The following is a 13,635-nucleotide window of genomic DNA, read 5'->3' on the forward strand; positions in this document are numbered from 1 at the left end:
CATCATCTAGGTAACAGAAAAAATATAAACGTTTACCCTCCGTACATACAATTTGGTTCTTACCTTTTTCGTCGTGATGAACTAGTCAATTGTAAATATTGAGGTCTGTTAGGGAGCATAGAACCGAGCTTTTTAGATCTTCATTAGTCAGCTCAACTTTACCTTGAAAATTGCTATCTAATTAATAATCCTTGAAGGTATTTGTTGTTATCATTGGGTTTACGTATTCTAAGTTGATAATAAATAAATCACATACAAACAAAAACGTATTACGGTATTTACAAGATCAGAGCATCAAAATCTTTACATTACTATCAAATAGAGAACATCATGCATACTTATTCCTCACCCATTCATTACCATGTTAACGTTTCATCTATCGCGGGGCATGTATTTGACGTCAGCTTACGCATAGAAAACCCAGATCAAAACGGACAAATCCTAACCTTACCAGCCTGGATACCAGGTAGTTATATGATCCGTGATTTTGCCAAAAAACATTATCAAAATTAGTGCTAAAGATGATCAGGGAAAAGATATAAACATCCAAAAACTCGACAAACAGACCTGGCAAGTACAAGCAGTTAGCACAACGTTGACTATATATTATCAGGTTTATGCTTTCGACTTATCGGTTAGAGGCGCCTATATCAATGATGAAATGGCGTTTTTAAATGGCACCAATATGTTTTTGGCGGTTGTTGGGCAAACAAATCAACCTTGCGGGCTAACCTTGCAAAAACCTTTTCAACCAGAATTATCTCACTGGAAAGTTGCCACTACTATGCCAACTGATATGCAAGTTACACATGCATTTGGAGAGTATTGGGCGAGTCACTACGAAGAGTTGATAGATCACCCTGTTTTAATGGGGGAATTTGATGTTTTGCCATTTTCTGCCAATGGTGTGGAGTTTGAACTGATACTCGCAGGAGGACATCAATCAGATGTTAAGCGTATAACAAAAGACTTAACCAAGGTATGTCAGCACCATATTGCATTCTTTGCCGATACACCTCCAATTAAGCGTTATCAATTTATCACGCTGTTAACAGATAATGCTTTTGGTGGACTAGAACATATAAGCTCCACCGCGTTAATGTACAGTAGAAATGATTTACCCAGCTTGTCTGATGTAGAACACATGACAGATGGCTATCGAGTATTTCTAAGTTTGTGTAGTCATGAGTTTTTTCATACTTGGCATGTAAAGAAGATCAAGCCTCAAGAATTATTTGGCGCAGCATTAGACAAAGAGCGATACACAGAACAATTATGGATTTATGAAGGCTTCACTAGCTATTACGACGATTTTAGCCTTTTTAGATGTGGCCTTATCACCCAAACAGAATATCTAAAAGTAGTCGGCCAAAACCTCACTCGGTTATTACGCAATAAAGGACGCTTTAAACAAACCATTACCGAGTCTAGTTTTGATGCTTGGACCAAGTTTTACAAACAAGATGAAGGTGCTGTGAATAATATCGTCAGTTATTATAACAAAGGTGCTATTTTGGCTATGTGTCTAGATTTACTGATAAAAAGTAAAAGTAACGGTGCTTATAGTTTAGATGATGTCATGCGATATTTGTGGAGCCAGCACGGAAAACTTGGGATCCCCACTCCAGTAAACATTATCCAAAATATTATCGAAACGCATCTGAATATTAATTTAAAATACTTTTTCCAATCTGCCTTATACTCCACCGAAGAGTTACCATTCAGTGAACTGTTAGCGAAATTTGGGGTTAAATGTCATGTCTCGCCTAGAAAAAACCTTGATGATAAGGGCGGTGAAATAACAACCTTTTCTATTAAAATCGAGTTTGGTGCACAAATAAAAATGCGAGAGATAGGTGTACAAATCATCCAAGTCACAGAGCAAACTGCGGCTTATAAGTCTGGATTACAAGTGGATGATGTGTTGATAGCCATTGATAAATGGGTAGTGAGTAAAGAAAATTTAACCGCACAACTCAACTATTTATCAATTGGTCAAAAAGTACAGCTTAGCGTCATACGTGATAAAAAGCTCAAATACCTGCCCCTTACAGTTACCGCAGCACCTTGCGACACCATAGCCTTAGAAGTGACTAATCAGGTGCTTTGTAATAATTGGTTGGGTTAACTGACGATTTCACTCAGTTTGATTTTTGACGACACCACTTTCATTAAACTAGAGTCGTAAGTTCAAACATCTAGTTGGGGCCATTGGCGGATGTCCTCAATGTTTGTGAAAATTGATTCATACGCTTCAGCTATTGTGACTTTTCTAAAAGACAGAATAGTAGTTCAAGCTTCCCCCAAATTGATATCGAACGAACTAATCCTTCAAAATGGTAGGTAGGTTATTTTCACGGAATACGCGCCCCCAAATAACAGGGCTAAATAGAGGGCCATTTTATTGTCTGAATATAAGTCATATAATAAAGACAGTTAAACGTTAAAATCCGTTCCTCTGTGGTGATAATTTTTTAGTTATAAATTCGTAGCTGACTTTTATTCTTGTTCCCCCTCTACTTCTGCATTATCTAGCAAATCAACATCTAGCTTTTTATTACTCTGCACACCTAATTTGCGGAATTGTTCAACTTGTCTAACAATATTACCTTTACCAGTAGATAGTTTGTTCATCGCCCCATCATAACTCTTTTGGCTTGACTCTATGGCTTTACCCACTTTATCCATATCAACCATAAATCCATGGAACTTGTCGTATAACTTAGAGGCATTATCTGCTATTTTTTGTGCATTTTGATTCTGGTATTCGTATTGCCAAATATTGTTGATAGTGCGCAATGCCACCAGCAAGTTAGTTGGACTAACCAGCATAATATTGTTATCAAAAGCCAGCTTCATTAATTCGGGCGCTTGATCTGCTCCGAGCAAAAACGCAGACTCTATGGGGATAAACATCAACACGTAGTCTAAGGTACGAATGCCTTTTAAGTCATGATAGTCTTTTTTACCCAGTTCTTTTATATGATTGCGCAGGGAATTAACATGCTCTTTTAAATGTACAACCCGTGCTAATTCATCATCATGTTCATTAAAGTAACGCTCGTAGGCAGCGAGGGATACTTTGGAATCAATCACCACATCTTTATCATTTGGCAAGTGCACCACCACATCAGGCTGGTAACTTTTCCCATATTCATTTTTTAAGGCTACTTGAGTTTCAAACTCATGACCTTCACGCAACCCTGATTCTTTTAATACTCTTTCTAAAACCACCTCACCCCAGTTACCTTGGACTTTGTTATCACCTTTTAAGGCTTTGGTTAACGCAGCTGCATCATGTGTAATTTGCTGGTTAAGCTCTTTTAAACCTAAAATTTCAGTTTTAAGGGATGCTCGTTCCTGCCCTTCTTTAACATATTGATCTGTTACTTGTTTTTTAAAGCCTTCAATCTGCTCTTTTAAGGGTAATAAAATAGAATCTAAGCCCGCCTTACTTGATTGGCTAAACTTTTCTTGTTTCTGTTCAAATATTTTATTTGCAATATTTTCAAACTGTTCTTGTAAGCGTTTTTCTGCTGTTTCTAATAACTGTAATTTGTCTTTACTGGCAATTTGCTTTTGTTCAAATCGGGCAGCTTGTGACTCAGTTAAGGTGCGTAATTCAGATGCAATTTTACTACTTTGTTGATATTGCTGTTGCCAGTAGTTTTTTTCTATTTCTAACTCAGTAATTCTCTCTACTCGCTGAGTCAGCTGACCTAATTTATTTTGTGTGTACATTTGCTCTTGCTGTGCTGCTCGTTGCTCTGTTGTTAAAGCTTCTATCGCTGAAACTTGCTGTGCAAGTTGGTCTCTTAGAAGAGTTTCTTGCTGCGTCGCAAAAAAACTGTTTTGATCAATTGTCTGCTGCACTTTCTTCTTGGCTTTGATCCCAGTAATCAAAGCACCAATCAAGACTCCAAAGATAAACAGACCAGAAAAAATAGAGATTAAAATAGGGTCGTTAAATTGACTCATAGTGAGGTGTTCTGCTCTTTTTGTGACACTTACTAATAAAAAAGAGCGATAAATTATCACAGTAATTTACCGCCAAAGTTAGCTAAAAAATCTTACCTTTCCATTTCAGCTATTTTGATTTTCCAAATAGCAGGCCCGGTTTCATGTGCATTGGCACCGGTACTATCAACCGCAACAGTGACAGGCATATCTTCTACATCAAATTCGTAGATGGCTTCCATCCCTAAGTCCTCAAATGCCACCACACGTGACTTTTTAATCGCTTTAGAAACCAAATACGCAGCACCACCTACAGCCATCAAATAAACCGATTTGTGTTTGGCAATACTTTTAACAGTAGCAGGTCCACGTTCCGCTTTGCCAATCATGCCGATCAAGCCAGTTTGTTCTAACATCATGTCAGTCCACTTATCCATCCGGGTGGCCGTCGTAGGGCCTGCAGGCCCCACTACCTCATCACGCACTGCATCTACTGGCCCAACGTAATAAATAAAACGGTTAGTTAAGTCTACGCCCTCAGGCATACCTTCGCCGTTATCCATCATAGTTTGTATACGCTTATGCGCCGCATCACGTCCAGTTAACATTTTACCTGACAACAATACCGTTTCTCCTACTTTCCAATCTTGGATGCCTTCTTTGGTGATAGTATTTAAATCAACGCGGCGTGTACCCTCTGCCACTTCCCAGGTCACTTTTGGCCAGTCTTCTAGTTTAGGGGGAATAAATTCAGCAGGACCCGAACCATCTAAATGAAAATGCGCGTGACGAGTAGCCGCACAGTTAGGGATCATGGCCACAGGTTTGGACGCAGCATGAGTTGGCATAGATTTAATTTTAACATCCACTACTGTAGTTAATCCTCCTAACCCCTGAGCACCAATACCTAAGTCGTTAACCTTCTGAAAAATATCTAAACGTAGTTTTTCTTCAGTAGTTTCAGCCCCCCTGTCCATCAATTCTTGGATATCAACTGGATCCATCAAACTTTCTTTGGCTAGTACCGCTGCTTTTTCAGCTGTGCCACCTATACCTATTCCCAACATTCCCGGTGGGCACCAACCTGCCCCCATAGTGGGTAATGTTTTAACTACCCAGTCTGCAATATCATCGCTAGGGTTAAGCATAACCAGTTTGGATTTATTTTCAGAGCCACCGCCTTTAGCCGCAATCATGACTTCAATTTTAGCGCCTGGCACTGTATCAATATGTACAACTGCAGGAGTATTGTCTTTAGTATTGACTCGTTTACCCGCTGGATCTGCAACAATAGAGGCCCGTAATGGATTATCTGGATTTAAATAAGCGCGGCGAGTACCTTCATCAACCATTTGTTGCACGGTCAAATCTGTTTTATCCCATTGGACACCCATTCCAATTTTTACAAAACAAGTCACTATGCCTGTGTCTTGACACAAAGGGCGTTTGCCCTCGGCTGACATGCGCGAGTTGATGAGTATTTGTGCCATAGCATCTTTTGCCGCCTGACTTTTTTCTTTGTTGTAAGCCTTTTCAACCGCTTTGATGTAATCAAGGGGATGATAATAAGAAATAAACTGTAAGGACTCTTCAATACTGTCGATAAAATCTTGCTGACGGATAACAGCCATAGATACCTCTTAAATTTTCTGGGTTAAGTTTTCACTAATTGATATGATAACCTGACAGCACAATTTGCTCCACGAAAATTCGGGTGCATTATCAGTAACATATCAGCCAGTAATACATCAGCTGTTTTTTTAGATTCACAAAAGTAGTCACCATGAACAACCATGCTTACTCATTAATAGTCAGTCCCCTTGATTTACCAAGAAAACTTTCAATGGTAGACATATTTGCTCACTTTGCGGATAAACCTTGGGCAATGTTCTTAGACTCTGCTGACAGTAAACGTCAAGATGGCCGCTTTGATATAATGGTTGCCAACCCAATTGCCACGATTACAACCATTGGTAGTTCGAGTAGCCTATGGCAACTTGATACGAATCAAATCCAAGAAAGCTTTCTTAATCCTTTGACTTTAGTACAAAATTTGCTTGAAAAACACATGCCTAGCAATCAGGTTTTATCTGTACATAATCCTAAATTGCCATTCATGGCAGGTGCTCTAGGTTTGTTTGGTTATGACTTGGGCAAGCGTTTTGAAAACTTACCAAATAAAAATGCAAATGAGTACTCTACGCCAGATATGGCAGTGGGTATTTATGCGTGGAGCCTCATTAAAGACAATATTAATCAGCAATTTTATTTGTGTTATTTGGAACAATATCCTCATCCTTCAGTCAAGGACATTCAACAATTGGTTCAGTGTAATAACATGCCACAGTCATTTAGTTTAACCAGTCAATGGCAAGCTAATATGAGCCAAGAACAATATACCCAAAAGCTGTCTTGTATTTCGTCCTACTTGCAGGCCGGTGATTGTTATCAAATTAACTTAGCTCAACGTTTTTCAGCTCATTATATTGGTGATGAATGGCAAGCTTATCAACAATTAAGAGTCGCAAATCATGCGCCTTTTTCTGCATTTATCCGTTTAGCAAATAGCGTAATCATGAGTATTTCACCTGAGAGGTTTTTATCCGTCAATGAGCGCATAGTACAAACCAAACCCATTAAAGGAACTAGGCCACGCAGCAACGACGCTAAGGTGGATCAACAACAAATCGAATCTTTATTAAGTGCAGATAAAGACCGAGCTGAAAACTTGATGATTGTTGATTTACTGCGGAATGATTTGAGTAAACATTGCCAGCCAGGCAGTGTCAATGTGCCAGATCTTTTCAAATTAGAAAGTTTTGCGGCAGTTCATCATCTCGTTAGTACTGTCACAGGTAAGCTTAAAAAAACAAGCAACGCTATAAGTTTGTTGCAAGGTGCGTTCCCCGGGGGCTCGATCACCGGAGCGCCAAAAATACGAGCTATGCAAATTATCGACGAACTCGAGCCTAACAACCGTAATATTTACTGTGGCAGTATTGGCTATCTAGGCCTATTTGGCGACATGGATACCAATATCTGTATTCGCACCTTGTTATGCGAACAATCAAATAACCAACAAATAATACATTGTTGGGCAGGTGGAGGCATTGTACTCGACTCTATCGCCAAAGATGAATATCAAGAGAGCTTAGATAAGGTATCAAAAATATTACCTATATTGAGTCAATGCGCCACATTGTCGAAACTTGGATAAAGGCCCGTGGATAAAGCTCAATTTCTCACTCGATTCCATCATGCTAAAAAAATTAATAGTGAGGCAGATTTTCCACTTCGAGAGCCAGGAAAACCAGCTGCCGTATTATTACCTATATTGGAATACAAAAATGCGCTAACGGTTTTGTTTACAGTCAGAGCAAGTCACTTAAAGCATCATGCAGGCCAAGTCAGTTTCCCGGGAGGTAAACAAGAACCAACCGATCACTCATTAATCGAAACTGCATTGCGTGAAACCCATGAAGAAGTAGGCTTACCCCCCGAAAAAGTAGAAATTGTCGGTAATTTGCCATTGTACAGGACGGTAAGTCGTTATGAAGTCAGACCTTATGTTGGCTTCATCGGTGCTCCAACGAGCTTAATATTAGATAAAAATGAAGTGGATAGAACCTTTGAAGTCCCCCTTAATTTTTTAATGGATAAAAGTAATCATCTAATTCATTGGGTTAAACGAAAAGACGAGCAGTTTCCGGTCTACTTCATACCTTGGAAGCAATATAACATTTGGGGTGCTACGGCCGCCTTTGTGCGAAATTTATCGAATCACTTTTAATGTTTCAATTAACCTAGTTACAAAATTTTTAAAGTAATCTTTACACAACTCAACTAGCTAATCTATCCACAGCTATTGTTCTACCCGCGTTTAACTAGCACAATCACTCTTTATCCTTTTCTAGTGAATCAAATAAAATGATCAGCGTTTTTGATATGTTCAGTATCGGCATTGGCCCTTCCAGCTCCCATACTGTTGGTCCAATGCGGGCTGCTAAAACCTTTTGTAGGGAGTTATCGGACCTAGGTCTTTTTGATACTACAGATGAGATTATGGTGGAACTTTTTGGCTCACTAGGACAAACAGGAAAAGGCCATGGAACAGGTAAAGCTGTGATTTTGGGATTACTCGGTTATGCCCCCGAAACTATCGACAGTTCTATGGTTGAGACATTTCTCGAAAAAGTGAGCCGCTGCCAAAGGCTTAACTTAGATGGTAAAAAAACCATCAAATTCCCTGCACTAAATGCGATTGTATTTCATCGACGTAAATCACTCAGCCATCATCCAAACGGTATGACGTTTCATGCCATGAGTAATAAGACCGTGGTTATCTCACAAACTTATTTCTCTATAGGAGGGGGCTTTATTATAAGAGAGCAAGACTTTTCAAAACAAAAAGTAGCAGCACTTATTCACGAAGAACAATCTGTGCCTTTTGATTTTTCCAGCGCCAAACAGTTACTAGAATTAAGTAAAGAGCATGGTATGCGCATCAGCTCAATAATGATGAAAAACGAAGAAGTCTTTCAATCAAAAGCTGAAATAGTCAAAAAACTTTGGCACATATGGCAGGTGATGTATAAAAGTGTGCAAACAGGCATTAAAACTGAAGGGATTTTACCCGGAGGGTTAAAGGTTATGCGCCGAGCTCCTGGCTTGTATAACCGCTTACAAAACGAAAAAAATGCAGATCCTATGGTCGCGATGGATTGGGTCAATCTATTTGCATTAGCTGTTAACGAGGAAAATGCCGCCGGAGGGACTGTAGTAACTGCACCGACAAATGGCGCTGCAGGTATTATTCCTGCGGTGTTATGTTACTACGATAAATTTGTTAAACCAGTGGACGAAGATATAGTAAGCCGTTATTTATTAACCGCAGCCGCTATCGGTATTTTATATAAAAAAAATGCTTCGATTTCTGGCGCCGAAGTTGGCTGTCAGGGTGAAGTGGGCGTTGCATGCTCTATGGCAGCAGGTGCATTGACCGAAATAGTCGGCGGTTCGGTAGACGCGGTTGAAAACGCAGCCGAAATTGGAATGGAACATAACCTAGGTTTAACCTGTGACCCTGTGGGTGGCTTAGTACAAGTGCCTTGTATAGAGCGAAATGCTATGGGAGCAATTAAAGCCATTAATGCATCTAGACTTGCTTTAAGAGGCTCTGGACAACACAAAGTGTCACTCGACAAGGTCATTAAAACCATGTGGGAAACAGGCAACGATATGAAGTCAAAATACAAAGAAACGTCTAGAGGCGGTTTAGCCGTTAATATTATTGAGTGTTAGCAGAGAAGTGTTTTTATCAAACACAAAATATGTTTTTCGAACTAAAAAATAAAAACTGACCAGTATTTGCCTTTACCTTTGTGTCTTTTTAGCCTTTGCAATAAATATTGTGATTTATAATTAAAAGTTTTTACCGTATCGCTAACATTAATCCTTAACATTATTTCTACTGCTTGGTTGTCTTTTCACTAACAACTTGGCTAGGCGTGGTCCAAACGTTCAATAAACTCGCAGCTATCGCCGCGGGTTTCTAAATTATTTTGCGCAAGAACCAGTTTGTACATGCATTATTTTTGTGCTTTACCTCAAAACAGAAGCTGATTTTACTTTACCGGTAATGTTAGGCCCTTAAACATTTTCTCTACTTCATCGTTATTTTTCAACATCATCGCTTTTTCTACCACTGATTTGGTTAGGTGCGGGGCAAAACGTTCAATAAATTCATACATATAGCTACGTAAAAATGAGCCTTTTCTGAATCCAATCTTAGTAGTGCTATATTCAAACAGATGGCTGGCATCAATTTTAACTAAGTCTGAGTCCAATTTATCATCAATCGCCATTGAGGCAATCACACCAACACCCACCCCAAGTCTTACATAAGTTTTAATCACATCAGCATCAGTGGCAGTAAAAACTATTTTAGGTTCGATACCTGCACTACTAAAAGCTTGGTCCAAAGATGAACGGCCTGTAAAACCAAAGACATAAGTGACTAGATTGAACTCTGCAATATCCTCAATGGTAATAGTGGTCTTTTTTGCTAAGGGATGATCACGGTTTACAATAATACTTCGATTCCAGTGATAACAAGGCAACATCACTAAATCGTTATACAAATGTAATGACTCGGTGGCTATGGCAAAATCTGCCTCGCCCTTTGCGGCGAGATCACTTATTTGCGAGGGTGTGCCTTGATGCATATGCAAAGAAACTTTAACATATTTGTTCATAAAACCTTTGATCACATCAGGTAAAGCATATCTTGCTTGAGTATGAGTGGTAGCAATATTTAACTTACCCTGGTCTGGCAAGGTGTGCTCTCGAGACACCGCTTTAATGCTTTCCACTTTCGCTAAAATCTCGCGGGAAATATTGATCACATCTTGGCCTGCCTCAGTTACATGAGTGAGGTGTTTTCCACTACGACCAAATATCTGTATACCCAACTCATCTTCCAGCATCCGAACTTGTTTACTTATCCCTGGTTGTGATGTGTACAAGCTTTCAGCGGTAGCTGAGACGTTTAAATTATTGTTGAGTACTTCAACGATATAACGGAGTTGCTGTAATTTCATTTCTTAACCTTGCTTGTTAACCTAAGGAATTTCTTTATATTAAAATGTTATATAACTTTAACAAGACGAATTCTATTAGTTTTTAAAAAAAGATTCTCATTATATCTATCTAACGTGCGAAATAATCTAAAAAATCAAATATCAAAAACAGAAAAAGGTCTAATAATATACAATTAAGTACCTTTAATTTTGTGTGATCAACGCAGTGTTTTTTCCTGTTAATTCCCTCCGTGGTAACATTTTATGCCTCAAGAATATGACTAAATTGAATTCATTTCAGTATTGGGAACAGCCGCGTATGATATGAAAAATTCATTATGCTTGTTTATGCAATCTATCGAAGGGTTGGTGTTGAGTATGGTATGGGCCGATCCTAAATCTCGAGCGCATTTAGTATCGTCACATTACGACGCTGCCGGACTAAATACTGGACTGGTGCAATAATTGTCTTTATTTCGAGCAGGAAAAGATAATCTGCCTTTAAATATTGACGAATGCCACATAGAAGACTTAATAGAATATTTACTGGCGACCAATGAGATTATTTAAATTATAAAAATATGATTTAAGAAGTAAGCCATTCAGCTGATTTAGCGTGGTATCTGGATGCTGATTTAATTGATATTTTGTTAAATGATGTATCAATTAATGCGATGTATTACAGCCAGAGAGACATATTACTCAGCGTTTATACAGAACAATTACCCATTTCCCAAAAGCTGATTTTTATTATGCAGCACAACATTTTGGCTGTGACAAAAGCAGCCAAAATGCTGGATGACAAAACAATAGTTTATAACGCCAAAATAAAAACAACAGAAAATAATTTAAAAAATATAAACATTAATACCTCCCCTCAATCAGACCAAAGTTTTCAACTGCCACATGGTCACAAAAAATGTATTCAATTTATTCGGAGTATAAAAACGCTACGCTCATTACTACGTTCTGATTTTAAGAGAAATCGTTTTTAAAGCAGTGTTTTTTAGCTGAAGACAAACTACTTGAACGATTGCAGCTAAGAGCCAACGTTGACAAGTTGATGAGACGTAGCGATACGGCTGTAAAGAATAATCAAACAGGCACTGTAAGACAATGATTAGAAAAAGCTACCGTTACACTTTTTGCCGAGATTAACCCAGATGAGTTGATCACTGCCAGTAAAGTCCATTTGAAGAGAAGTTGCAAAACATTATAAGTATCCTGAAACACCCAATAGTTTGGATGTTGTCAAAAGAACAATTAAACAGAGATGGTCTGGAGGATTTATTTGCAGAAAATAAAAAATGGTAACTAGAGTGTATTTAGCTAGATTGCATCTCTACTTTAACTTGGATATGAAACATTTTGCACTGTCCATTTCCAAAATGATGCAGCCACTGTGGATAAGTTGCCATTTTTTTGCCGGATTATACCGACTCTTTTACTTAAGCCTCTTTGATAGATCTTCAGGCAGACTAAGTTTTTACTGAGCATTTGCTCCTGACATAGAGCCGGTACCACAGAAACACCTAAGTCATGTTTTACAAACTGCCCTAATGTGGCAAGTTGACCGGCCTCCACTACTATATTTAAAGATAAGTGATTCATTTCCATAAATGAATCAATCCATTGGCGAATAGCTGAACCTTTATTCATAGCCACAAAAGGGTATAGGGCAATTTGTGACCATGATAACATTTGATGTTTACTCAAAGGATGATTTGCCGGCAATACCGCAATAAAATTATCAGTGAGAATAGGATGAAACTCCAAACCATCCATTTTTTTGTGTTCGAAGGAAAATCCAATCTCTGCCCTACCCGCTTGTACATTTTTTATCACTGACTCCATGACTACATCAACCACTGATAATTTTATATTGGGAAACTCAGTTTTGAACCGTTGCAATATACCCGGCAACAACCCAGCAGCAAATGAAGGCATTGAGGCTATTGATAACTTGCCTCGACCTAATGAAAATAGATTATGTAAGTCCGAAAATGCCTCTTGCCAGTCGGCAATTAACCGCTCTGCAACAGGCAAAAATTGTCTCCCTTCTGGACTGAGTTCAACTTTGCGGGTGGTGCGCGAAAACAGCAATCCGCCCAACTGTGATTCCATTTTTTTTATTGCCGAGGACAAGGCGGGCTGAGACAGGCACATTTTCTCAGCAGCCTGAGCAAATGTAGGTGATTGCGCAATACAGACAAAAATCTGTACCTGACGAAAAGATACGTTATACATGGCTAGTGACTCTCGTTTAAAGTAATGAAAAGCAATGAAGATTAATAAATAAAATCTATTAATACAGATGTTAATTCAATTTTACTATTTAAAAGTATCTTTTACACTCTACTCAATTATTTAACTTGAGAGTAAATCATGGCAGGTTTTAACAAGGTAGTAGACAGTTACGAAGCGGCAATGGCCGGTTTACAAGACAATATGACAGTAATAGCTGGCGGCTTTGGCCTTTGCGGCATACCTGAGGGACTCATTGCGCAAATACAAAAGATGAATACCAAAGGTTTAACGATAGTCTCCAACAATTGCGGTGTTGACGGATTTGGTTTAGGCCTGTTGTTAGAAGAAAAACAGATCAAAAAAATGGTGTCATCCTATGTGGGGGAAAACGCCTTATTTGAGCAGCAATTATTAAATGGCGAGCTAGAAGTCGAACTCACACCACAAGGAACGTTAGCTGAAAAAATGCGAGCAGGCGGCGCAGGTATTCCGGCTTTTTATACAGCAACCGGTTTTGGTACTCCTGTAGGTGAAGGTAAAGAGACCCGAAAATTTAATGGTCGTGATTATATTCTCGAAGAGTCGATCACCGGTGATTTTGCCATTATTAAAGCCTATAAAGCCGACCGTTACGGAAACTGTATTTATCGCTATACGGCACAAAACTTCAACCCTATGGCCGCTACGGCAGGGAAAATAACCGTATTAGAAGTTGAAGAAATAGTAGAGCCAGGAGAATTATCTCCTAGCGAAATACACACACCTGGAATATACGTTGATAGGATCATAGTAGGCAACTTTGAAAAACGTATCGAACGTAAAATCCTCTCATCAGATAACAGCAACCAATAGG

Annotated in this window: 12 protein-coding genes; 8 read left to right on the forward strand and 4 right to left on the reverse strand. The window is 38.8% G+C overall.

Annotated elements, in window-relative coordinates; all coding sequences use genetic code 11:
* Positions 1–330: 330 nt before the first annotated feature.
* Both Q0Y52_RS15505 and Q0Y52_RS15510 read left to right on the forward strand, forming a co-directional pair.
* On the forward strand, positions 331–513 hold the full coding sequence (locus tag Q0Y52_RS15505; protein ID WP_297823147.1) for a hypothetical protein: 183 nt from the start codon (positions 331–333) through the stop codon (positions 511–513).
* Positions 488–2,128, forward strand: coding sequence for a PDZ domain-containing protein (locus Q0Y52_RS15510; protein ID WP_297823150.1), 1,641 nt, complete (start codon positions 488–490; stop codon positions 2,126–2,128). The genes Q0Y52_RS15505 and Q0Y52_RS15510 overlap by 26 nt, the downstream gene beginning before the upstream one ends.
* A 371-nt stretch (positions 2,129–2,499) precedes the next feature.
* Here the strand turns inward: Q0Y52_RS15510 and rmuC are convergent, their stop codons facing one another.
* Together rmuC and Q0Y52_RS15520 are read right to left on the reverse strand one after the other, a co-directional pair.
* Positions 2,500–3,978: a DNA recombination protein RmuC gene (gene rmuC / locus Q0Y52_RS15515; protein WP_297823152.1), complete on the reverse strand. Its 1,479-nt coding sequence runs from the start codon at positions 3,976–3,978 to the stop codon at positions 2,500–2,502.
* A 92-nt stretch (positions 3,979–4,070) separates the two neighbouring features.
* A complete protein-coding gene (locus Q0Y52_RS15520; RefSeq protein ID WP_297823153.1) occupies positions 4,071–5,588 on the reverse strand; it encodes a fumarate hydratase in 1,518 nt (505 codons plus the stop codon).
* 152 nt (positions 5,589–5,740) lie between these two features.
* Here Q0Y52_RS15520 and pabB point away from each other — a divergent pair, with 152 nt between their 5' ends.
* The 3 genes from pabB (at position 5,741) to Q0Y52_RS15535 (ending at position 9,258) form a co-directional block, all read left to right on the forward strand.
* Complete coding sequence (gene pabB / locus Q0Y52_RS15525; protein ID WP_297823156.1) at positions 5,741–7,174, forward strand: aminodeoxychorismate synthase component I; 1,434 nt, start codon at positions 5,741–5,743, stop codon at positions 7,172–7,174.
* A gap of 6 nt (positions 7,175–7,180) precedes the next feature.
* Positions 7,181–7,747 (forward strand): CoA pyrophosphatase, encoded by a 567-nt coding sequence (locus tag Q0Y52_RS15530; protein ID WP_297823158.1) that lies wholly within the window; start codon positions 7,181–7,183, stop codon positions 7,745–7,747.
* A gap of 137 nt (positions 7,748–7,884) precedes the next feature.
* Positions 7,885–9,258: an L-serine ammonia-lyase gene (locus Q0Y52_RS15535; RefSeq protein WP_297823160.1), complete on the forward strand. Its 1,374-nt coding sequence runs from the start codon at positions 7,885–7,887 to the stop codon at positions 9,256–9,258.
* Positions 9,259–9,581: 323 nt separating this feature from the next.
* Here the strand turns inward: Q0Y52_RS15535 and cysB are convergent, their stop codons facing one another.
* Positions 9,582–10,556 carry an HTH-type transcriptional regulator CysB gene (gene cysB / locus Q0Y52_RS15540; protein WP_297823162.1) on the reverse strand — a complete coding sequence of 325 codons (975 nt, stop codon included), beginning with the start codon at positions 10,554–10,556 and terminating at the stop codon, positions 9,582–9,584.
* Positions 10,557–10,859: 303 nt separating this feature from the next.
* On the opposite strand from cysB, the gene Q0Y52_RS15545 reads away from it, so the two are divergent.
* Both Q0Y52_RS15545 and Q0Y52_RS15550 read left to right on the forward strand, forming a co-directional pair.
* Entirely contained in the window at positions 10,860–11,000 is a 141-nt protein-coding gene (locus Q0Y52_RS15545) for a hypothetical protein (RefSeq protein WP_297823164.1), read from the forward strand.
* Between the two features lie 182 nt (positions 11,001–11,182).
* Complete coding sequence (locus Q0Y52_RS15550) at positions 11,183–11,530, forward strand: hypothetical protein (RefSeq protein WP_297823166.1); 348 nt, start codon at positions 11,183–11,185, stop codon at positions 11,528–11,530.
* A gap of 352 nt (positions 11,531–11,882) precedes the next feature.
* On the opposite strand, the gene Q0Y52_RS15555 is transcribed toward Q0Y52_RS15550, so the two are convergent.
* Positions 11,883–12,782 (reverse strand): LysR family transcriptional regulator, encoded by a 900-nt coding sequence (locus Q0Y52_RS15555; RefSeq protein WP_297823169.1) that lies wholly within the window; start codon positions 12,780–12,782, stop codon positions 11,883–11,885.
* 138 nt (positions 12,783–12,920) lie between these two features.
* On the opposite strand from Q0Y52_RS15555, the gene Q0Y52_RS15560 reads away from it, so the two are divergent.
* Complete coding sequence (locus tag Q0Y52_RS15560) at positions 12,921–13,634, forward strand: CoA transferase subunit A (RefSeq protein ID WP_297823172.1); 714 nt, start codon at positions 12,921–12,923, stop codon at positions 13,632–13,634.
* Position 13,635: the final 1 nt, after the last annotated feature.

This window comes from uncultured Paraglaciecola sp., assembly GCF_943787955.1.
In the GTDB taxonomy this organism is placed as follows: Bacteria; Pseudomonadota; Gammaproteobacteria; order Enterobacterales; family Alteromonadaceae; genus Paraglaciecola.

Excerpts from the sequence above, each read along its gene's own strand:
- Q0Y52_RS15535 (WP_297823160.1), top strand. The coding sequence starts at position 7,885 with ATGATCAGCGTTTTTGATATGTTCAGTATCGGCATTGGCCCTTCCAGC.
- Q0Y52_RS15555 (WP_297823169.1), bottom strand. The coding sequence starts at position 12,782 with ATGTATAACGTATCTTTTCGTCAGGTACAGATTTTTGTCTGTATTGCG.
- rmuC (WP_297823152.1), bottom strand. The coding sequence starts at position 3,978 with ATGAGTCAATTTAACGACCCTATTTTAATCTCTATTTTTTCTGGTCTG.
- Q0Y52_RS15560 (WP_297823172.1), top strand. The coding sequence starts at position 12,921 with ATGGCAGGTTTTAACAAGGTAGTAGACAGTTACGAAGCGGCAATGGCC.
- cysB (WP_297823162.1), bottom strand. The coding sequence starts at position 10,556 with ATGAAATTACAGCAACTCCGTTATATCGTTGAAGTACTCAACAATAAT.
- Q0Y52_RS15505 (WP_297823147.1), top strand. The coding sequence starts at position 331 with ATGCATACTTATTCCTCACCCATTCATTACCATGTTAACGTTTCATCT.
- Q0Y52_RS15545 (WP_297823164.1), top strand. The coding sequence starts at position 10,860 with ATGAAAAATTCATTATGCTTGTTTATGCAATCTATCGAAGGGTTGGTG.
- Q0Y52_RS15520 (WP_297823153.1), bottom strand. The coding sequence starts at position 5,588 with ATGGCTGTTATCCGTCAGCAAGATTTTATCGACAGTATTGAAGAGTCC.
- pabB (WP_297823156.1), top strand. The coding sequence starts at position 5,741 with ATGAACAACCATGCTTACTCATTAATAGTCAGTCCCCTTGATTTACCA.